The organism is Streptomyces sp. 378 (genome assembly GCF_030124145.1).
In the GTDB taxonomy this organism is placed as follows: domain Bacteria; phylum Actinomycetota; class Actinomycetes; order Streptomycetales; family Streptomycetaceae; genus Streptomyces.
Map to the genome: position 1 here is coordinate 123,391 of NZ_JASKMS010000014.1, position 19,864 is coordinate 143,254.

Annotated in this window: 17 protein-coding genes and 2 pseudogenes; 6 read left to right on the forward strand and 13 right to left on the reverse strand. The window is 72.5% G+C overall.

The window, feature by feature from the left end:
• Nucleotides 1–25 precede the first annotated feature (25 nt).
• Together QNO09_RS20395 and QNO09_RS20400 are read left to right on the forward strand one after the other, a co-directional pair.
• A complete protein-coding gene (locus QNO09_RS20395; RefSeq protein ID WP_283971645.1) occupies nucleotides 26–1,345 on the forward strand; it encodes a jacalin-like lectin in 1,320 nt (439 codons plus the stop codon).
• A gap of 65 nt (nucleotides 1,346–1,410) precedes the next feature.
• A pseudogene (locus QNO09_RS20400) lies at nucleotides 1,411–1,557 on the forward strand (TetR-like C-terminal domain-containing protein); the annotation flags it as partial.
• 105 nt (nucleotides 1,558–1,662) lie between these two features.
• Here QNO09_RS20400 and QNO09_RS20405 read toward each other — a convergent pair.
• The 3 genes from QNO09_RS20405 to QNO09_RS20415 all read right to left on the reverse strand — a co-directional run bounded on the left by QNO09_RS20405 (nucleotide 1,663) and on the right by QNO09_RS20415 (nucleotide 5,355).
• On the reverse strand, nucleotides 1,663–2,475 hold the full coding sequence (locus tag QNO09_RS20405) for an isocitrate lyase/PEP mutase family protein (RefSeq protein ID WP_283971646.1): 813 nt from the start codon (nucleotides 2,473–2,475) through the stop codon (nucleotides 1,663–1,665).
• Between the two features lie 77 nt (nucleotides 2,476–2,552).
• Nucleotides 2,553–4,232: a DUF2264 domain-containing protein gene (locus QNO09_RS20410; protein ID WP_283971647.1), complete on the reverse strand. Its 1,680-nt coding sequence runs from the start codon at nucleotides 4,230–4,232 to the stop codon at nucleotides 2,553–2,555.
• Nucleotides 4,233–4,311: 79 nt separating this feature from the next.
• Nucleotides 4,312–5,355, reverse strand: coding sequence for a rhamnogalacturonan acetylesterase (locus tag QNO09_RS20415; protein WP_283971648.1), 1,044 nt, complete (start codon nucleotides 5,353–5,355; stop codon nucleotides 4,312–4,314).
• A 228-nt stretch (nucleotides 5,356–5,583) separates the two neighbouring features.
• On the opposite strand from QNO09_RS20415, the gene QNO09_RS20420 reads away from it, so the two are divergent.
• A complete protein-coding gene (locus QNO09_RS20420; RefSeq protein ID WP_283971649.1) occupies nucleotides 5,584–7,245 on the forward strand; it encodes a rhamnogalacturonan lyase B N-terminal domain-containing protein in 1,662 nt (553 codons plus the stop codon).
• A gap of 15 nt (nucleotides 7,246–7,260) precedes the next feature.
• On the opposite strand, the gene QNO09_RS20425 is transcribed toward QNO09_RS20420, so the two are convergent.
• The 5 genes from QNO09_RS20425 to QNO09_RS20445 all read right to left on the reverse strand — a co-directional run bounded on the left by QNO09_RS20425 (nucleotide 7,261) and on the right by QNO09_RS20445 (nucleotide 13,630).
• Nucleotides 7,261–8,673, reverse strand: a complete 1,413-nt coding sequence (locus tag QNO09_RS20425; protein ID WP_283971650.1) for an RICIN domain-containing protein — start codon at nucleotides 8,671–8,673, stop codon at nucleotides 7,261–7,263.
• A 1-nt stretch (nucleotide 8,674) separates the two neighbouring features.
• Nucleotides 8,675–9,796, reverse strand: coding sequence for a glycoside hydrolase family 43 protein (locus QNO09_RS20430; RefSeq protein ID WP_283971651.1), 1,122 nt, complete (start codon nucleotides 9,794–9,796; stop codon nucleotides 8,675–8,677).
• Between the two features lie 454 nt (nucleotides 9,797–10,250).
• A complete protein-coding gene (locus QNO09_RS20435; protein WP_283971652.1) occupies nucleotides 10,251–11,078 on the reverse strand; it encodes an MOSC domain-containing protein in 828 nt (275 codons plus the stop codon).
• A 23-nt stretch (nucleotides 11,079–11,101) separates the two neighbouring features.
• Nucleotides 11,102–12,217 carry an aminoglycoside phosphotransferase gene (locus QNO09_RS20440; RefSeq protein ID WP_283971653.1) on the reverse strand — a complete coding sequence of 372 codons (1,116 nt, stop codon included), beginning with the start codon at nucleotides 12,215–12,217 and terminating at the stop codon, nucleotides 11,102–11,104.
• Between the two features lie 9 nt (nucleotides 12,218–12,226).
• On the reverse strand, nucleotides 12,227–13,630 hold the full coding sequence (locus tag QNO09_RS20445) for an amino acid permease (RefSeq protein WP_283971654.1): 1,404 nt from the start codon (nucleotides 13,628–13,630) through the stop codon (nucleotides 12,227–12,229).
• A 130-nt stretch (nucleotides 13,631–13,760) separates the two neighbouring features.
• Here QNO09_RS20445 and mmuM point away from each other — a divergent pair, with 130 nt between their 5' ends.
• The 3 genes from mmuM to QNO09_RS20460 all read left to right on the forward strand — a co-directional run bounded on the left by mmuM (nucleotide 13,761) and on the right by QNO09_RS20460 (nucleotide 16,867).
• Nucleotides 13,761–14,672 carry a homocysteine S-methyltransferase gene (gene mmuM / locus QNO09_RS20450; RefSeq protein WP_283971655.1) on the forward strand — a complete coding sequence of 304 codons (912 nt, stop codon included), beginning with the start codon at nucleotides 13,761–13,763 and terminating at the stop codon, nucleotides 14,670–14,672.
• A gap of 136 nt (nucleotides 14,673–14,808) precedes the next feature.
• Nucleotides 14,809–15,867 (forward strand): LacI family DNA-binding transcriptional regulator, encoded by a 1,059-nt coding sequence (locus QNO09_RS20455; protein ID WP_283971656.1) that lies wholly within the window; start codon nucleotides 14,809–14,811, stop codon nucleotides 15,865–15,867.
• A 70-nt stretch (nucleotides 15,868–15,937) separates the two neighbouring features.
• A complete protein-coding gene (locus QNO09_RS20460; protein ID WP_283971657.1) occupies nucleotides 15,938–16,867 on the forward strand; it encodes a GNAT family N-acetyltransferase in 930 nt (309 codons plus the stop codon).
• Here QNO09_RS20460 and QNO09_RS40000 read toward each other — a convergent pair.
• From QNO09_RS40000 to QNO09_RS20470, 5 genes and pseudogenes are all read right to left on the reverse strand, one after another.
• Nucleotides 16,837–17,592 carry a carboxylesterase family protein gene (locus QNO09_RS40000; protein ID WP_502962326.1) on the reverse strand — a complete coding sequence of 252 codons (756 nt, stop codon included), beginning with the start codon at nucleotides 17,590–17,592 and terminating at the stop codon, nucleotides 16,837–16,839. The two genes, QNO09_RS20460 and QNO09_RS40000, sit on opposite strands and share 31 nt — an antisense overlap.
• On the reverse strand, nucleotides 17,592–18,104 hold the full coding sequence (locus QNO09_RS40005) for a carboxylesterase family protein (RefSeq protein ID WP_502962328.1): 513 nt from the start codon (nucleotides 18,102–18,104) through the stop codon (nucleotides 17,592–17,594). The genes QNO09_RS40000 and QNO09_RS40005 overlap by 1 nt, the downstream gene beginning before the upstream one ends.
• A gap of 55 nt (nucleotides 18,105–18,159) precedes the next feature.
• On the reverse strand, nucleotides 18,160–18,258 hold the full coding sequence (locus tag QNO09_RS40010) for a hypothetical protein (RefSeq protein WP_502962329.1): 99 nt from the start codon (nucleotides 18,256–18,258) through the stop codon (nucleotides 18,160–18,162).
• 95 nt (nucleotides 18,259–18,353) lie between these two features.
• Nucleotides 18,354–18,503 (reverse strand): annotated as a pseudogene (locus QNO09_RS40015) (carboxylesterase family protein); the annotation flags it as partial.
• Nucleotides 18,504–18,605: 102 nt separating this feature from the next.
• On the reverse strand, nucleotides 18,606–19,853 hold the full coding sequence (locus QNO09_RS20470; protein ID WP_283971658.1) for an alginate lyase family protein: 1,248 nt from the start codon (nucleotides 19,851–19,853) through the stop codon (nucleotides 18,606–18,608).
• Nucleotides 19,854–19,864 lie beyond the last annotated feature (11 nt).

Sequence of the window (19,864 nt, forward strand, 5' to 3'; positions counted from 1 at the left end):
GCCTCTCCGACCGGAGACACCCCCCATGAAGAGACTGATCGGCACCGCCGTGGCCGCCGCCCTGGCCGTCACGAGCCTGACGACCACCGCCGTGACACCCGCCGCCGCCGCGGACTCCGGCTCCTTCAACGTCCTCACCTACAACGTCGCGGGCCTCCCCGAGGGCCTGAGCTCCGGCAGCCCGGAGAAGAACACTCCGCTGATCTCCCCCCGGCTCGGGGCGTACGACCTCGTCAACGTGCAGGAGGACTTCAACTATCACGCCGCCCTGTACGCGGGCGACAACCATGCCCACCGCACCGCGACCAGTGGCGGCGTCCCCTTCGGAGACGGCCTCAACACCCTCTCGGACATGCCCTTCGAGGACTTCCAGCGGGTGAAGTGGAACAAGTGCACCGGCACCAACTGCCTCACGCCGAAGGGCTTCTCCCTGGCGCGGGTACGGCTCGCCGAGGGTGCCTTCCTGGACCTCTACAACGTGCACACGAACGCGGACGCCACCGACGACGCGCTCGCCGCCCGTCGCGCCAACGTCGAGCAACTGTCCGCCTTCATCCGGGCGAACTCGTCCGGCAACGCGGTGATCGTCATGGGCGACACCAACACGCGTTACACGCGCGCCGGCGACAACATCCGCACCCTCGTGACCGAGAACGGCCTGACCGACGCATGGGTCCAGCGGGTGAAGGGCGGGACGGCCCCGGCGCAGGGCAGTGACCCGCTCGTCTGCCCCACCACAGCACCCCCGAACGACTGCGAGGTCGTGGACAAGGTCCTCTACCGCGGCAGTCGGCTGCTGAACCTGGACGCGACCCGCTACAGCAACGCGTGGGCGTCCTTCCTGGACCCGTCCGGCGGCAACCTCTCCGACCACTTCCCGCACGCGGTCGACTTCTCCTACACCCTCAACTCGTCGCTGCGCGCGAGCGACTTCTTCGGCGGCCCGCACGGCACGGCCTTCAACGACGCGGACGACCTACCGCCGACTCCCTCTCCCCGCACCCTGACGCTGCGCGGCAGCGCCCGACTGGACGCCGTGTCCCTCACCCACGACGGCGGCACGACCCTCACCCACGGCGGCACGGGCGGCACCGCGACCTCCCTGACCCTGGCCGCCGGTGAGCACCTGACCTCGGTCAGGCTGACGCAAGGCCGGAAGGACGGCCGTACGCGCCTGTTCTCGGCGGCCTTCACGACGGACCGGAACCGCACCCTGTCCGCCGGCACGGCCACGTCCGACGCGAAGACCTTCACCGCTCCCTCCGGCTGGCAGATCGTGGGCTTCACCGGCCGCTCGGGCGCCGAGCTCGACAAGCTGGGGATGGTGTACGCGCCGATCCGCTGAGCGGCCCGGCCGGCACCGCGGGGCCGGGTGTGGTCCCGGCCCAGCGACGGCGTCCCTCGGCGGCTACGACCTTCCACAGCCACTGCGCCCTGGAGTCCACGGGAGCCTTCGGCGCGTCCCGCGATGTACAGGCCTCGTGGGACAGGGCGCTCCACGCCCTGCACACACCGCTCCGGAACTGGCCCCGCGCGAAGGGGACATCCGAGGGCTGAACCGGCCCGCCCCGAGGACACGGCCGGCGTCAGGGCCGAGGCCTGCTCGCCGGGCACCGGCCCGTGGAGCGTGACCGCTCGGCGGTCACCCACCGATCAGCCGCGTCAACAGGCTCCAGGTCGGTACACCCGGCGGGCGGTGAAGGCCGCCACGGCGTCGTAGGAAGGCGTCGCACCCGTCGGTGTCCGGCCGGCTCGCAGGTCCGCCATCGCCTCCAGGGCCGCGCCCAGCGCCCGCCGGTACAGCAGCGAACCGAGGCTGACGCGGTGTACGCCCGCGTCGGCGAGGTGCGCGACGGACGGGCCGCCGGGCGAGTAGAGGACGTTGAGGGGCACGTCCAGGTGGCGCACCAGCGCCTCGATCGCCCGCAGGTCGGTGAGGCCGGGGACGAACACCCCGTCCGCGCCCGCCTGCCGGTAGGTGTCCAGGCGCGCGAGGGTGCCGTCGCCGTCGCCCAGCCAGTGGGTGTCGGTGCGGGCGTTGACGAACAGGCCGGGAGCGGCCTGCTTGACCGCCTCGATCTTCGCCGCGTGCCGGGCGGCCGGTCCGAGCCCGTCCTCCAGGTTGATGCCGACCGCCCCGACCGCGTACAGCTCCCGAGCGAACTCCCCCACCTCGTCCGGATCGTCGCTGAATCCGCCCTCCGCGTCGACGGACAGCAGGAACGGTCCGGACCCCAGGGCCACGGCGAGCCGCAGCGTCTCCTCGCGGGTGGCCGCCGCCCCGTCGGGCAGTCCCGCGGCCGCGGCGACGCCCAGGCTCGTCGTCCCGATGGCCGGGTGGCCCTGCTCCGCGAGGGCCCGGGCGGACGCGTGATCCCAGGCGTTGGGCAGGAGCAGGGGCTGCCCGGCGTGGTGGAGGGCGGCGAAGGCGGTCACGGACCGGCTGGACGGCGTCTGCCGCGGATCTGCGCTCATGCCGCCATGCTGGGCCCGGCTCGCTTCGGTGCGGACCGAACCATGGCGGCCGTGGGCGAACCCGGCCGGTCATGACGTCAGTCGACGGTCACACCGGCCCCGTCCAGCCGGACCCGCACCCGGGGCCCCTCGCTCCAGTGGGCCGTGAACTCCGCGCCGGAAGCGGTCACGGTGACCGTTTCCGCCAGCGGGGCCGCATCCGTCTCGGCGGTGAGCCGGGCCAGAGCGACGAACAGGGTGGAGTCCCCGGTCGTGACGCCGGTGAGGTCCTCGTCGAGGCCGGCCGCGGGCAGCAGTTCCGCCCGGACACCGTCCGGTGCGCTCCAGCCGGTCACACGGACCCGCGTCCCCGGCTCCGCGCCCACCACCAGATGCGCGCGCACCTCCACCGCCCCGCGCGCCAGCACCACACTCGTCACCCGGGCTCCCCCGCCCGCCGCGTGCCGGGACGCCACCCAGCCGTCGCCCACGCCGAGCGGTTCGATGCCGGTGCGGCCCGGGTCCCCGGCGACCAGGACGCTGTTGTCGTACGAGTCGGCGGGCGTCGTCACGGTGGAGTACGCGAGCCGCGTGTAGTACGGGTCGTAGCGGACGTCCTCGCTGCCGTGGTTGTGGAGGCGGACCACGCCGTCGGAACGGGTCGCCTGGAGCAGCCAGTTGGGCGGACCGACGGGGGTGACGAAGTCCGCGCGCTCGGCGGCGGCGGGTTCCTCCGGTGCCGTCCACACCTCGTGGTCCGGGGGCAGCAGCAGGCCGAGGAAGCCCTTGCTCGCCCAGTACGGGGAGGCCGGGCCCGAGTAGCCCTGCAGGACGGACTCGTCGGGGCCGTGCCAGCCGAGGGAGAGCAGGCCCCGGTCGTCCACCGCGCCCCGGTCGAGGAAGTAGCGCAGTGCTCCCGAGGCCAGGCGCCGGGTCTCCCCCGGCGGCAGAGGCGTACGGCCGGTCAGCGCGCCGAGCCACAGCGGTGCCGTCGTCGCGAAGCGGTAGGTCAGCGAGCGGCCCTGGTGCATCGGGGCTCCGTCGCCGCCGAACAAGCGGGCGTAGTCGGAGAGGTGGCGTTCCAGACGCGCCCCGTACAGGTCCAGCAGGCGCTCGTCGTCCTCCAGCCAGGCGTGCAGCACCGGGTAGAGGTGCATCGCCCAGCCGTTGTAGTAGTCGTACTTGCGGCCGTCGCCGTCGGTGTACCAGCCGTCCCCCACGTACCACTGCTCGATACGCTCCAGGCCGCGGTCGATCGCCGCGCGGGACGCGTCCGGCTCGTGGTCGATCTCGGCCAGGAAGCCGCCCACCGTGACCGGGAACAGCTCCCAGTTGCAGGGCCACGCCTCGGCGGTGAGCGCGTCGCCGAGCCAGGCGGCGGCCCGCTGCCGCACGCCGTCGTCCAGCCGGTCCCACAGCAGGTCCCGCGTCAGACGGAGGGCCAGGGCGATCGAAGCCGCCTCCACCAGGGGCTGGCTGCGGTCCTCGATGCGGGGCCAGACGCCCGAGACGCCGGCAGCCAGCCCGTCGGCGTAGCGCTCCAGGGCCTTGTCGTCGCGGCGAAAGGCGGCCAGCAGCAGCGTGCGGGCATAGCCCTCCAGGCCGTCGGAGAGGCGGCCCGACCAGCTGGTCCGGTCGCCGGGCAGGTGGTAGAGCGCGCGGTCCTCGCTCGCGTACGGCTCGACGGCGGTGAGCAGGGAGTCGGCCGCCGCCTCCCAGTGGGCGCGGGTGTATCCGGTGAACGGGGATGTCGTGCGGTCGGCGGGAGGCAGCTGCATCGCGTCTCTTTCGTGCTCATACAGGTCGGAACAGGTTGGGCCTGGAGCGCCCCGGTTCCGGTCGGGGCGCCCCAGGGGTTCATCCCACCCGCACCTTGCCCTTCGGCACCAGATGCCGGGTGACGAGTTCGTCGCGGACGAGGCCCGCGTAGGCCGTCGCCCCGCGCACGGAGGTGTGCGTGTTGTCCCGCGCCTCGTTGGTGAGGTACAGCGCCTTGGAGCCTTCCACGCCGAGGGACTCCACCAGCGTCTTGGTCTTGGCCGTGAGGTCGATCAGCGGGACGCCGCGCGCCGCGGCGACCGAGCGGATGACGGCCGGGTGGTCGACACCGAGGCCGTTGACCAGGAGCGCGGTTCCGTTGTTCAGCGTGCCGTCGGAGTTGAACCAGCGCCGCACGATGGGAGTGACAAGGACCGGCTGTCCGCCCCGTTCCCGGACGCCCGCGACCAGGGTCTCCAGGTTGGCCCGGTAGGTGGCCTCATCCGTGGTCTTGTCGTTGTGCGCGAGCTGGACCAGGACCAGATCGCCGGGGCGGATCAGGGGCCGTACGGTGGCCCACAGCTTCGGGTTCCCCAGATACGAGACCGTACTCTCCCCGGAATCGGCGTAGTTGGCGACGGACACGCCCTTGCGGAGGTACTGGGGCAGTTGCTGGCCCCAGCCGGAGTAGGGGTCGCCGGGCTGGTCGCAGACGGTGGAGTCGCCGACCAGGAAGATCTGGCGCGCGTGCCGGGCGGGTGTGACCTTGATGCCGGCGAGGGCGGGGGCGGCACCGCCGATCCGCAGGTCGAGGCCGGGGGTCCCCTCGGGGCCGGTGGGCTCGCCCTCGGGGGTGCGGACGTTCACGGTGAAGCTGTGGGTGACGCGCTCGCCGGCCGGGGCGGCCGTCTCGGGGAGAAGGGCGCGGCGGGTCTCGCCACTGACGCTCGTGCTGGACGCGGCCTTCCCGCCGAGCGTGACCCGGACGTCGTACGTGCCGGGCGGGACGTCGAAGTGGCAGGCGTCGGCGGTGCAGTGGGCGAGGCCCCGGCTCCCGCCTGCCTCGCCCGCGTGGGCGGGTACGGCCGACAGGGCGGTGCCCAGCGTCACGGCCGCCAGCACGGCGATGTTGAAACGTCTCACTCGCAGCTCCTCCGTCACGGCGACAAGGCCTGGCGGCTGAACGTATCGCTTGCGGCAAGCGCTTTCTAGACCTCCGGGCGTTTTCGCAAGGATGCTCCCTCCAGAAGAACGAAAGCCCTTTCGCGAAATCGATTCAACTGTCACTCTCGCTCACACCCTCCGCCTCACACCCCCCAACACCCCCCCACACCCCCACCCCACATCCACCTCCCGAAGGAGGCACCCCCCATGTCCGGACCCGCGAAGAGACCGGTCGGCCGCCGCGCCTTCGTCCTCGGCGCCACCACCGCCGCCGGCGCGGCCCTCACCGGCACGGCCCAGGCGGCCGGCTTCGGCTGGGCCGACGACGGCTCGGCGTACGTCATCGACACCGGCGCCCGATTGGTGTTCAAGGTCAGCAAGTCCACCGGCGACCTCACCTCCCTGGTCTACCGGGGCACGGAGTACCAGGGCTACGGCGGCATGAACTCGCACATCGAGTCCGGCCTCGGCGCCTCCACCGTGAGCATCAGGCAGTCCGGCCCGACGATCCTGGTCTCCGTCACGCATGGCACGCTGCGGCACTACTACGCGGCCCGCAGCGGCGAGAACAACGTCTACCTGTGGACCGACAAGGCCGACACGTCCGTGTCCGCGACCCGGTTCATCGTGCGCGTGAAGAAGGGCGCGTTCCTCAACGACGAACCCGACTCCTACACCTACGCGCCCACCGCCATCGAAGCCTCGGACGTCTTCCGGAAGTCCGACGGCCAGACCCGCTCCAAGCACTACTCCAAGCTGCGCGTCATGGACTACGACCACATCGGCTGGTCCGCCGGCGGCGTCGGCCTGTGGATGATCCGCAGCAACCACGAGAAGGCCTCCGGCGGCCCCTTCTACCGCTCCCTGCTCCGCCACCAGAGCGCGGACGGCGGCGGCCTCTACGAGATCCTCTACTACGGGCAGAACCAGACCGAGAACCAGCGCTTTGGCCTGCAGGGCCCGTACGTCATCGCCTTCACGGACGGCGGGGCGCCCTCCTCGGCACTGTTCCCGGGCACGCTCACCACGCCGTGGGCCGACTCGCTCGGCATCCCGGGGTACGTGCCGGCGAGCGGCCGGGGCAAGGTGGCGGGGGTCGGGATCTCCGGGCGGGACACGGCGTACCCGTACACGGTGGGGCTGGCCAACGCGGCGGCTCAGTACTGGGGTGCGGCGCGTTCCTCGGACGGCTTCTTCACCGTCCCGGGTGTGCTGCCGGGCACGTACACGCTGACCGTCTTCAAGGGCGAACTGGCGGTGTACACCACGTCGGTGAGCGTGTCGGCGGGCGGCACGACCACCCTGAACACGATCGCGATCCCGTCCTCCAACGACCCGTCGAACGCGAGCGCGATCTGGCGGATCGGCGACTGGAACGGCACGCCGGGCGGGTTCAAGAACGCGGACCTGATGACGTACGCGCATCCGTCCGACGTCCGGGCCGCGTCCTGGACGGGGAACGTCGTCATCGGCAACGGCGAGACGGCGGCCTTCCCCTGCTACCTCTGGAAGGACGTCAACAGCGGCATCCTGGTGTACTTCCGGCTGACCGCCGCCCAGGCCGCCGCCGCGCACACCCTGCGGATCGGGGTGACGACGGCGTACGCCAACGGCCGCCCGCGGGTGACGGTCAACGACGCCTGGACGTCCGCCGTCCCCTCCCCGCCCACCCAGCCGAACACCCGGTCGCTGACCAACGGTTCGTACCGCGGCAACAACCACACGTTCACGTACAGCGTCCCGGCGTCCGCCTGGAAGACGGACACGAGTCAGTACAACGTGCTCCGGATCGACGTGGTGAGCGGGTCGGGGGCGACCGGTTTCCTCAGCGCGGGGACGGCGATCGACGCGATCGACCTGCTGGCCTGAGGGCACTCGGGGCCGTCATGTCCCGCGCGTCCACTGCTGGTTGGTGCCGCCGTTGCACGTGTACGTGATGAGCGCGGCACCGTTGGCGGTGGACGCGCCGTTCACGTCGAGGCACTCCCCGGTCGCGCGGGACTTGACGTTCACGTACGAGCCGGTGGTGGTCAGCGACCACTGCTGGTTCGTCGCGGAGGCGTCGCAGTTCTCCTGCGTGACCGTGCTCGCGTTCTCCCGCAGGCACAGGGAGCTGTTCCTGACCATCAGCTGGTAGGAGCCGCCGCCGACGGACTTGAACCAGTACTTCTGGTTGGCGCCGCCGTTGCAGTCGTACTGCTTGAGCTGAGCGCCCGCCCGGAGCGACTGGCTGGTCACGTCCACGCACTTGGAGGAGTGGCGGGCGATGAGGGTGTGGTACGTGGCGTTCACGCCGGAGACGGTCCCGGCGGCCGTGTCGATGGTGACCTCCGGCGACCAGGACATGGACATCGTGGTCGAGTTGGAGAAGGTCAGCGGCAGCCAGACGTAGCGCGAGTCGTTGACGGTCCCGCCGAAGGAGTTGCCCCAGCGGTCACCCATGTAGAGGTACGAGGTGCCCGAACTGCCCTGTACCGGAAGGACGTAGGCGGTCTGCGAACCGTACGTCGTCGAGTCGCCGACGTTCTTCATGGCCGACCAGGGGCCGGCGATGCTGGTGGCCGTGGCGTACTGCTGCTGGTTGGGGTTCCAGCCCGTGGCGCCCGAGGTCAGCATGAAGTAGACGCCGCCCCGCTTGAACAGCGCAGGGGCCTCGCGGTGGCCGCCGGGCCAGGGGTTGGCGACCAGGCTCGCGATGCCCGTGTAGTCGGCGGTGAGGCGGTAGATCTGCAGGTCGTAGTTCTCCCGGGCGGCGGAGATCATGTAGCCGGCGCCGTCGGTGTCGACGAAGACCGTGATGTCACGGGACATGTGCCGGTCGAGCGGCCGGAAGCTGCCCTTCCAGGTGTAGTTCCCGTCGACGGTGTCGGAGACGGCGACGGCCGCGCGGGCCTCGCTGTAGTCGGTGCCGTTCTCCTTGTGCATCCACATCACGAACTTGCCGGTGGAGGCGTTGTACATGACCTTCGGCCGCTCGATGTTGGCGGTCGCGAGTTCCGGGTCGCTGGCCTCGGTCAGGACGTGGTTGCGGAACTCCCAGTTCTTCAGGTCGGTCGAGCGGTAGGCGTCGACGTACCGGAAGGTGTTGTCGGCGTTGCGGTGTTCGCCGAACCAGTAGTAGTAGGTGCCGACCTTGAGGACGCCGCCGCCGTGCGCGTGGACGGGGTTGCCGGAGGTGTCCGTGAACTGGGTTCCGTTGGTGATGGTCTGGGGCGCGGCCTGGGCGGGCCCGCCGGTGGCGAGGGCGCCGAACAGCCCGAGGCACAGGGCGAGGAGGGCGGCGTGGGCACGTCTCATGTCAGTCGCTCACCTTCACCGTGTCGGCGACCGGGACGCCGAAGTCGGGGGTGCCGTCGCGCTTCCAGCCGAGTTTCTGGACGCGGGTGTGGCGGTTGGGGTCGTTCAGCGGGTCGCCGTCGATCTCCTTGTACTGCCGGGCGTGGTAGACGAGGACGTCGGTGCGCCCGTCCTCGGCGACCGTGAAGCAGTTGTGGCCGGGGCCGTACTGCTTGGTCGTGTCGTTGCTGGTGAAGACCGGGGTCGGCGACTTGGTCCAGCTCACGGGGTCCAGGAGGTGGCTGTCGGCGTCGGCGGTCAGCAGGCCCACGCAGTAGTTGAAGTCGGTGGCGCTGGCCGAGTACGTCATGAAGAGGCGGCCGTTGCGCTTGAGGACGTACGGGCCCTCGTTGACCTTGAAGCCGATGCACTCCCAGTCGTACTCCGGGGTGGACAGCCGCACCTGCGGGCCCTTCAGGGTCCACGGGTTCGCCATCTCGGACAGGAAGATGCCGGTGTTGTTGTCCATTCCGGGCTCGTGCTGCGCCCAGGCCAGGTAGCGCTTGCCGCGGTGGGTGAAGGTGGTGGCGTCCAGGGAGAAGGTCTCCCAGGCCGTCTTGACCTGGCCCCGCTCCACCCAGGTGCCCTTGAAGGGGTTGGGGTGGGCGTTCTCCAGCACCCATATGCGGATCGCCCAGACGTCCTCGGCGGGCGCGGAGGCGAAGTAGATGTACCACTTGCCGCCGATGCGGTGCAGTTCGGGCGCCCAGATGTGGGCGCCCATGGGGCCGGTGGCGTGGGCCCGCCAGATGACGGACTCGTCCGCCGTGCCGAGGCCGTTCAGGGTGCGGGAGCGGCGCAGGATGATGCGGTCGTACTCGGGGGCGGTGGCGGTGAAGTAGTAGAAGCCGTCCTTGTGCCGGTGGATGTGCGGGTCGGCACGGTTGCGGACGAGGGGGTTGACGACGGGCGCCGGCTTCGGGTGCCCGCCGGGGGCCTCGGCAGCGGTTTCCGTCCGGGGTGCCGCCCCGGCGACGCCGGGGAGGGCGGGGACGGCGGCCAGGGCACCGGCTGCTGCGGCGCCCTTCAACAACAGTCTGCGGCTGGGGGGTTCGGGCAGAGCGTGGTCGCGGTCGCGGCTCATGCGCAGGGGGCCTGCCTCTCACTGGGGACACACGGCGTTGCCATTCCAACGACATCTGAAATTTCGAACACCATCTGTCATTACGAACGCCGAAAACGTAAGGGGGCGGCACGAGGAGGTCAACGGGTCTGACGGGACGAACACATCGCGCGCGTTGCGGAAGCGGCAGCCGCCGAATCGTTCGTCGTCGGCGGGGACATGGCCCGTCTCCGGTCATGTGCGCGGCCTCACTCGCACCGCGGCGGCGTCCGCGGGCGTCCTCGCGGCGGTCGCTTCCCTGGTCACCGCTCCCGGCGGTCGCCGCTCCCCCGGCGGTGGCCGCCGTCGCCCGGGACGTCACGGCCGAGGTGCGGTCGCCCGGTCGTCGGGGAGGCTCGTCAAGTCCGTCGAACCGGTGCTCGCCGTACGGACCGTCCGCCACGGCGACCCTGTTCGGTCGGTCCGGGTTCCGGCGTCACAGCTCGGACTCGCCCCACACCGTGACGTCCACCTCGTCCCCCACCGCCACTCTGCCGGGCCGCAGTACCGCGTACTTCGTGCCGAAGGCGACGCCGCCCTGGGCGGCGCGGCGGTAGCCGGCGAGAGTGCGGAGGGGTTCGGGGCCCGCCCGGGTGCCGGCCCGCTGGTCGACCAGGGTGACCGCGCAGCGGATGGCGAGTTTGGCGTAGCCGAGTTCCGTGGTGCCGATGCGCAGGCGGTGGGCCCGGTCCTCCGTGTGGGGGTCGTCCCAGCCGTCGATGACGAGGTTGGGGCGGAAACGGTCGTGAGGAAGGGGGCGGGCACCGCGGTCGGCGAGCTTGGTGGCGAGGAGGTCCAGGGTGGCGCGGGAGATGACGTGCAGGGCGCAACTGTCGGCGTAGCCGGAGGTGCCCGGTGTCAGGCCGTCGGTCACCCGGCTGTGTTCCGGCGGGACCCGCACCAGACGGCTTCGGGCGCCGAGCCGCGCCGAGAGCCAGTCCGCCGCCTCGTCGCCCTGGTCGATGCCCTGGTAGGCGGTTCCGAACAGGTCCACCTTCCGCCGGGTGCCGGAGGTGTCCACTCGGAGGTGGAGGGACTCGGCCCCGGGCGCGGTGAGTGTGAGGTGGCCGCCGTCGGGGGCGATCAGGGGGCGGATGACGGCCAGCAGCGGATCCCTGCGCTGCGTCCGGTACACGCCCTCCTCGCTGACCACCATGAAGCTGCGGTCGTGCGCCGGTCCGGCCGGCGTCAGCAGCGCCTCGGACACCGACGTCCCGGCGCAGCCCTTGACGGGGTAGTACGACAACTCGACGACTCGGGCCATGACCTTCGGTCCCCCTCCGTGCTTCAGCGGCCGCTGGGGGCTTCGGGAAAGCCGAGCCGGGGGGCCAGCAGCCGGGCCTCGGCGGCCCGCTCGGCCAGGAACTCCAGGGCCAGGCCCCGTTCCCGGTAGCGGAGTTCGGCCGGGACGGCGCCCTCGCCGCCGTGGGCCACGCGCTCCTCGTCCGCCCGCGCCGGCATCAGGGCCGTGAGCCGGTCGTACTTCACCGCGGAGGCGCACACCCCGAGTCGTACGAGCTGTTCGTCGCCCCGCCAGCCGCTGCGGCGCAGGCCGTGCACGTAGGCGTCGTAGGCCGCCTTGGCCAGGCCCGGCAGGTCGGCGGCGGGCACGAACAGGTCGAAGACGCAGTCGGGCAGGTACGTGCCGAGGTCCTCCCCGAGGGCGCCGTCGCCGGTGAACGCCCAGTCGAACAGGACACTGGTGCCGGGGCCGTCGGAGCGGAGGTTCGCCGGCCGCTGGTCGAGGTGGGAGAGGGCGCGGGGCAGCGACTCCATGACCGTGAGGAACCACGCGCGGTCGTGGTGGAGGCGGGCCAGGTCCTCACGCAGGCCGGGCGGGAAGTGCCGCCGGATCAGGGGGTGTTGCCACGCCTCGTCGTCGAGCGGGGCCTGGCCGGTCGTCTTCCCCGAGATGTGGTCCCGCAGGAAGCCCCGCGACAGCCAGGGGGCGTCCTCCCCCGCGCCGACCGCGCCCTGCGCGGCACCCAGGCGGTGTGCGTGGTCGACGTGGCGGGTGAGGGACCAGGCGGTCGCCGGTTCGCCCGGCACGTCCTCCAGCCACAACGCCACGTCACCGTCCGGGCGTTCGGCGCACTCCAGCAGCCGGGGCGCGCGGATGCCCTGCCGCTGCCAGACCTGGGCGAGGCCGGACCGGTAGACGTACGCCTCGCGGCGCCAGAAGTTCCGGTGGCGCGGGTCGTTGGACGCCGACCAGGCGACGCCGGTCTCCTTCGTCCGCGTCAGCACCTTCAGGACGGCCGAGCGGTCGCCGCCCGTGACCCGCCACACCCCGGCCGTGACGCCGTTGCCGGGGTCGTGCGGGAGCGGCTCGAACACCGCCTGGTCCGCCGGGACTCCCAGGACCTCACGTACTTCGGCATGCGCTGCAGCGACCTCGGGCATCCCCCGATGCTATGCCGACACCTCCGCCGTGTCCTTGCGCCCCCGCAGCCACACGTACACCGGGATACCGGCGAAGAGGAACAGCACGCCCTGGTAGACGGCGGCGTACCCGGCTCCGGCGATCAGCCAGAACGAGAAGCCGAAGGAGAGGGCCGCGACCGTGAGGTCCCGGACGAGGCCCGCCGGGCGGACGCGGTCGCGCGTGCCGCGGGCCAGCCAGTACAGCTGGGCCGCCGCCGACAGCAGGTACGGCACACAGCCGGTGAACGTGGTGATCAGCACGAGGACGCGGAAGGTGGTGTCCGGGCCGGCCGTGTAGTTGAGGGCGATGAGCAGCGAACCGAGGATCACACAGGCCCACACGCCGAAACCGGGGACGCCGCCCTTGCCCAGCCGCGCGAAGGGAGCGGGGAACAGACCGTCGCGGGCGGCGGCGTAGGGCATCTGCGCGGCCATGAGGATCCAGCCGTTGAGGCAGCCGGTGATGGAGGCGACGGCGACCAGGGCGATGGCGGTACCGCCCCAGCCGCCCCCGGCGATCGCATCGACCGCGTCGGCGAAGGGGGCGCCCGACTCGACGAGCCGGTCGTGCGGGACCAGGCCGAAGACGGCGACCGTGCCGAGGACGTAGACGAGGGCGGACGCCAGGGTGCCGAGGACGCTCGCCCGGCCGACCGTGCGCTCGGGGTCACGGACCTCGCCGGCGCTGACCGCGGCCGACTCGACCCCGAGGAAGCTGTAGAGCAGCAGCGCCGCGGATGCGGCCAGCGCGCCGGAGACGCTCTGGCCGGAGGCGTTGAACGGGCCGAAGTTGTCCGCGTCGACGAAGAACAGGCCGATGGTGGCGAGCAGGAGCAGCGGTACGAACTTCAGGACCGTGGAGACGACCTGCACCGTGCCGACCCAGCGCGTGCCCGCGAAGTTCGCCGCGGCCGGCAGCCAGAGGGCGGCCAGGGCGACGACGGCCTGGAGGGCGTGGTTGCCGTGCAGGGGTATCAGGACCTCGACGTAGCCGACGACCGCGACGGCCAGGGCGGCGATGCTGACCCAGCACATCGTCCAGTACGACCAGGCCGACAGGAACCCGGCGAACTCGCCGAAGGCGTCCCGCGGGTAGACGTAGAGCCCGCCGGTGACCGGGCTGCGCCGGGCCAGCCTGCCGAAGAGCAGCGCGAGCAGGACGGCTCCGACCGAGAGCACGAGGAAGGCGAGCAGGCTGACCGTGCCGTAGGGGGCGACGGTGGCGGGCAGGGCGAAGATGCCGCCGCCGATGATGTTGCCCATGACGAGGGCCGTGGCGGCGGCGAGGCCGAAGGTGCGGCGGGGAGCCGGGGCCGCGGCGGCGGCGGTGGCCGGCTCGGGGGATCCGGGACCGGCGGGTCCGGCGGCCTCGGCGGGGCGGGGGACGGTCATGGGGGTTCCTGTACGAGCGGAGGGGGAGGGCCGTGATCGTAACCCGCCGTCCCACATGCTGGTCGACCTGTTCATACACTGGACACACTCGGCTGGGGTCCGCCGCCGGTTCTCGACTACCGTCGTCGGCATGACCAGCACCCTCACCCTCGCCGAAGCGCTCGCCGCCGGGACGGTCGTCCTGGACGGCGGCATGTCCAACCAGCTCGAGTCGGCCGGGCACGACCTGAGCGACGAACTGTGGTCGGCGCGGCTGCTCGCCGAACAGCCGGAGGCGGTGACCGAGGCGCACCTCGCCTACTTCCGGGCGGGTGCGGACGTCGCGATCACCGCCAGTTACCAGGCCACGTTCGAGGGGTTCGCCAAGCGTGGGATCAGCCATGACCGGGGGGCCGAACTCATGGCGCTGAGCGTGGAGTCGGCCCGGGAAGCGGCCCGGCGGGCGCGCGTCTCGCGGCCGTTGTGGGTGGCGGCCTCGGCCGGTCCGTACGGGGCGATGCTCGCGGACGGCTCGGAGTACCGGGGGCGCTACGGGCTGAGTGTGGACGAGTTGGAGCGTTTCCACCGGCCGCGCCTGGAGGTGCTGGCCGCGGCCGGGCCCGACGTGCTCGCGCTCGAGACGGTCCCGGACGCCGACGAGGCCGCGGCCCTGCTGCGGGCGGTGCGCGGGCTCGGGGTGCCGGCCTGGCTGACGTATTCCGTCGCCGGTGGCCGCACGCGGGCCGGGCAGCCGCTGGAGGAGGCCTTCGCCCTGGCGGCCGAGGCGGACGAGGTGATCGCGGTCGGGGTGAACTGCTGCGCTCCGCAGGACGTGGACGGCGCGGCCGCGACGGCGGCGCGGGTCACCGGCAAGCCGGTCGTCGTCTACCCCAACAGCGGCGAGACCTGGGACGCCGAGGCCCGCGCCTGGACCGGCCGTCCCACCTTCACCGTCGGCCAGCTGAAGGGCTGGCAGCAGGCGGGGGCGCGGATGATCGGCGGCTGCTGCCGGGTGGGCCCTGAGGGCATCTCGGGCATCGCGGGGGCACTGGGGGCCAAGTAGGCCGGCAGTCGGCCCATGCCCCTCCTCTCGGTCTCCCTCCGCTGCTAGCCTCCGACTTGGGAACCGGTTGCTACGGCATTACCGCAGTTCCCGAGGGGGTGGGCGCGGACCGGCGCCCGGGAAGGACGAGGCAGGCATGACGAGGAAGAGCGGGGACGCGAGCCGTAGCACCATCCGGGACGTGGCGGCGCGCGCGGGGGTCTCCGCGTCGACGGTGTCCCGGGTGCTGGGCGGCGCGTATCCGGTGAGCGCGGCGACGCGCGGGCGGGTGATGCGGGCGGTCCGCGAGCTGGACTACGTGGCCGACGCCCGGGCGAAGGCGATCGCCGGGGTCGGCACGCCCACCCTCGCCTTCGTCCTGGAGGACATCACCGGCCCGTCGTTCGCGCTCATGGCGCACGGCGTGGAGCGCGAGGCGACCCGGCTCGGCCACCTCTGTCTGGTGTGCAGCACGGAGGGCGACGTCCGGCACGAGCTGGAGTTCGTCGAGATGATGCGCGCCCAGCGGGCCGCCGCCGTGATCCTGGTCGGCGGCACGGCCGACACCCCCGAGTACCGTGAACGCACCCACCGGATGGCCGACTCCCTCGCCTCGGCCGGTTCCCGGCTGGTCCTGTGCGGCCGGCCGCCGCTGGACCCGGGCGCCCCGGTGACGGTCATCGAGTACGACAACGAGGGCGGCGCCCACACCCTGGTCGCCCACGTGCTCGCGCAGGGCCACCGCCGGGTGCTGTTCCTCGGCGGCCGGGCGGACCACACCACGGCCCTGGGCCGCGAACGCGGCTACCTCGCCGCGCACCGGGCCCGGGGGCTAACCCCCGACCCGGCCCTGATCCTGCACGGCGACTTCACCCGCGACGCCGGTCACCGCCTGATGCGGCAAGCGCTCAAGGACGGACTGGAGTTCACGGCGGTGGTGGCCGCCACGGACATGGTCGCGGCGGGTGCCCTCACCGCCCTGCACGAGGCGGGCCTGAAGGTGCCGGACGACGTCTCCCTCGCCGGATACGACGACATCCCCTTCGCCCGTGACCTGCACCCCGCCCTGACGACGGTCCACGTCCCCTACGAGGAACTCGGCCGCCTCGCCGTCCGCACGGCTCTGGAGCACACCCCGGGCGCCCCGGACGAACACCTGCTGCTGGGCACGCACGTGGTGGTGAGGGACTCGGTGGCCGCGCCCCAGCCCCGCTAGGGGGTGTCCGCTGCGACACCGGGTGGTCGCTTGGTCGACAGGGCGGCCGGGACGGCGCAGGATTCGGTACGTGCCCGACCCTTCGCCCGTCCCGCTGCCCATCGGCTACCGGTGCCGCCCGGCAACCGCTGACGATGTCGCCGCGATCCACGGCCTGGTCGCCGGCTGCGAGCGGGCGCTGCACGGCGGGGCCGCCACCGGAGCCGACAGCATCGCCGCCGATCTGGCCCGGCCGGAACTGGACCCGCGGTCCGACACACTGCTCGTGCAGGACGACGCGGGCGTACCGGTCGGCTGGGGCTGGGTGCACGGCGGGCGTCGCAGCGCGATCGATGTGCATCCCGACCACCGCGGCAGGGGGCTGGGCAGCTCCCTGCTCGCCTGGGCCGAGGCGCGTGCCCGGCAGACAGGCAGTGCGCGGCTGGTCCAGTCGCTGCCCGACGGCGACACGGCGGCCGTCCGGCTGCTGCGCTCCCGCGGATACGCGCCCTTCGTCACCGAGTGGCTGCTGGAGATCGCGATGCCCACCGAACCCGCGGTGCCCGAACCGCCGCCGGGCATCACCGTGCGGCCGTTCCGTCCCGGTGACGAGCGGGCCGCGTACCAGCTCACCGAGGACGCCTTCGGCGCATGGCAGAAGCGGCGGAAGCCCTACGAGGAATGGGCTCGTCTGACCGTGGAGCGCGCCGCGTTCGCACCGGCCCTGTCCCCCGTGGCGTTCGCGGCCGGCCACATGGTCGGCGCGGTGCTGGCGCTGGACGTCCCGGGTTCCGGCGAGGGATACATCGACCGTGTCGCGGTCCGGCGGGACCACCGCGGCCGCGGCATCGCCCGCGTGCTCCTGCGGGAATCGTTCCGCGCGTTCCACCGGCACGGCCGGCGAACCTGCGTCCTGTGGACGCACTCGGCCACCGATGCCCTGTCGGTGTACCGGCGGCTGGGCATGACGGTGCGCCGCAGCTCCACGGTCTACGGCAGAGCGCTCGACGGCGCGACATGACCGGGGCGCTCCCGCGCCGCCGCGCTCCGGGGCTCAACCGTGCCGCCGAAGGGCCCCGGACCGGCGGAGCCTGCGTACGGCCGACCGCAGCTCCGCAACGCGCGCGGGCGAGCCGCCGGCCGGGACCGCCACGGGAGCGGACTCCGCAGGAGGAGGCGTGACGGCGTCGATCGCCCAGAGGGCGAGTCGCGGGGGCCGTAGGCCGTGTGGGCCGGCCCGTCCCCGGCGTCCGGCGCGCTGTCGCCGAACACCCGCACCGGATGCCTGTCGTCCCAGGGCTCCCAGCCCGGGTCGCCGTCCGTGGCGAAGCGCACCCAGGCCGCGTGCATGGCGTCCGCCAGCTCCTGCGGCGCGCCCTCCCCGGCCGGTTTCCGGGACTCTTCGGCCTCACCGGTGTCGAAGACGAAGCCCAGTTCCAGCGCGTGGCAGGCGCCGAGGCCGGGGAGGTTCGAGGGCCAGGCGAACTCGTAGAGGTACGACGGTTCCGCGCGGGCGTCGGCCAGGTGGTGCAGGGGGAGGCGCAGCAGGTGGTCGGTGACGAGCTGGCCGACGAGTTCCGCCGTACCGGCGTCGGGGTGCAGGGCACGGTAGCCGCGCGGTACCTCGCCGCCGCAGTGGCAGCGGGCCATGGCGCCAGCGAGGGCGACCGCGCCGAGGCGGTCGACGCGCTCCAGCAGGCCGCCCGGCACCAGCCACAGCCGGTACTCGTCGCGGGTCCAGCCCATCAGCAGCTCGACGCCCGGGGCGGCGCCGCCGTCCGTGAGGCCTCCAGGGGGTCGCGCGGGACGACGTCGCCGTCGACGACGAGCCCGAAGGCGGGTCCGCCGACCACCGGGCTGCTCAGTCTCCCCACTTCGGCCTGGGTGCGCAGCAGCAGGTCGCGGTCGACGGCGGCGAAGGCCTCGGCGGTGGCGCGGATCTTCAGCTGGGCGGCCATACGGCGCACCATCCGCCGTACCCTGGCCCGCTCGGACGCCTCGGGCGGCCCGCTCTGCAGGACGGCCCGGCGCACCAGCCCCTGGGTCCGCGGGGCGGCGATGAGGGCGCCGACGCTGATGGCCCCGGCGGACTGGCCGGCGAGGGTGATGCGGCCGGGGTCGCCGCCGAAGGCCTCGATGGACTCGTGCACCCAGGTCAGGGCGGCGATCTGGTCGCGCAGGCCGGGGTTCGGCGGCGTGTCCGGGAACAGTCCGTAGCCCTCGACGCCCAGCCGGTAGTTGATGGGTAAACAGACCACGCCGTCGCGGGCGAAGAGTGGCCGTCGTAGACGGGTACGGCGCAGGAGCCCCGGGTCAGGGCGCGCCGTGCAGCCAGACGAGAACGGGCAGGCGGGCCGCGGGGTCGGGCTGGTGGGTCCGGACGTTGAGGTTGAGGCAGTCGTCACCGGGCACGACCGGGTCGGACAGGTAGTGGGCGAAGGCGTCGGAGTACGGCGGTTTCGGCGGGGTGGGGCCGAAGGAGCCGGCGTCGCGGACACCGTCCCAGGGCGGCGGGGGCAGAGCCGGCGGAAGCGGTGGGGGCCGAAGGGAGGGGCAGCGTACGGGATGCCGCGGAAGACCGCGCCCCCGCACTCGTACCGGCCCCGCAGGGCACCGTGGGGCGTGCGCACCACGGGGTCCGCCTGGTCTGCCGTCATACGTCCACCAGCCCCCTCACCGCGCTCGTGCACCGTGAAGATCAGAGCAGCTCGTTGTGGCCCGGTATTCCGGCGCACGAGCGGGTGTGAGGGCTGTTCGGGTTACTTCGCGTACATCAGCGTGCCGAAGCCGAGCTGGTCGAATCCGCCGCTGGTGGTGCCGTAGTCACCCCCTCCGCCCTCGGGGGCGACGGACATGCACATCTGGGAGATGTACTTGTCGTCGAGGAGCAGCCGCCTGCCGTAGTGGTAGTGGAGCATCGCCCACACGGGGCGGGCCTGGCCGCGGGACGCGGCGCCGGGCACGGTCTGCGACTGCTGGGCGCAGTTCTGGCCGGTGCCCCAGGTGTACGTGGTGAACGGCACGTTCATGTTCAGGTTGTACTTGGCGACGTACTGGGCGGCCTTCATGAAGCGGCGGCCGTCGTAGGAGTAGAGGTCGTCGCCCTGGTTCCAGGCCATCTCGCAGAGCGCGCCCATCTGGCCCATACCCATGACCGTGTGGCCCTGGTCGCGGCCGGACTCCTGCCACTGGCCGAGGTCGTAGCCCTCGACGTTGCTGTACAGGAACGGGACGGCGTGCTGGATGGAACCGTTTCCCGCGCCGGACTTGAAGTACGTGACGGCCTGGTCGTACTTGGCGGCGTTGTCGGTGAGGATCCCGATGGCCAGGACCGAGGCCATGTTGCACAGGTCCCAGTTGGCCCAGTAGTTGGTGACGCAGGCGTCGTTGTGGCCGGTGAGGAACTGGTTGTTGAGCGGATAGAAGACCCTGACCATCATGTCCTGGGCGGCGGCGAGGTCGAACGCCGGGTAGTCCCGCATGAGTTCGCAGGCGTTCGCGAACTGCCAGCCGTAGATGCCCGCGGCGAGGAATCGGTCGGCGTTGCCGGTGACCGTGGTCAGGGTGCGTGACCAGGCGTTGAGGATGTTCGCCGCGCACTTGGCGTTGGCCTCGGTGCCGCCGACCTTCCAGCGCAGCGCGTTCTGGTAGGCGGCCGCGATGTCGTTGTAGAGCAGCGAGTAGTTCTCTCCGGTACCGCCGCGGATGACGGTCGCGGTGGCCCGGGGTGCCCAGGTCGACTGGGAGCGGGAGTTGGCGGTCAGTCCGTTCCAGCCGGACAGCCAGGGGTCGTCGCCCGCGGCGACCCTGACCTTGGCGCGGTTGATGTCGCCGGCGTTGTGGAGCATGCCGGGGTGGGTGAAGGCGGCGGGGGCGGCGTCGGCCGTGGCGGCGGTGGCTCCGGCGCCGAGGGCGAGGGCCGCGGTGAGGCCGCCGGCGGCCTTGAGCAGACCGCGGCGGCTCACCTGGCCGCCCTCGGGGTGTGTGTGGGGGGAAGTGCGGCTCATGTGGGGTTCTC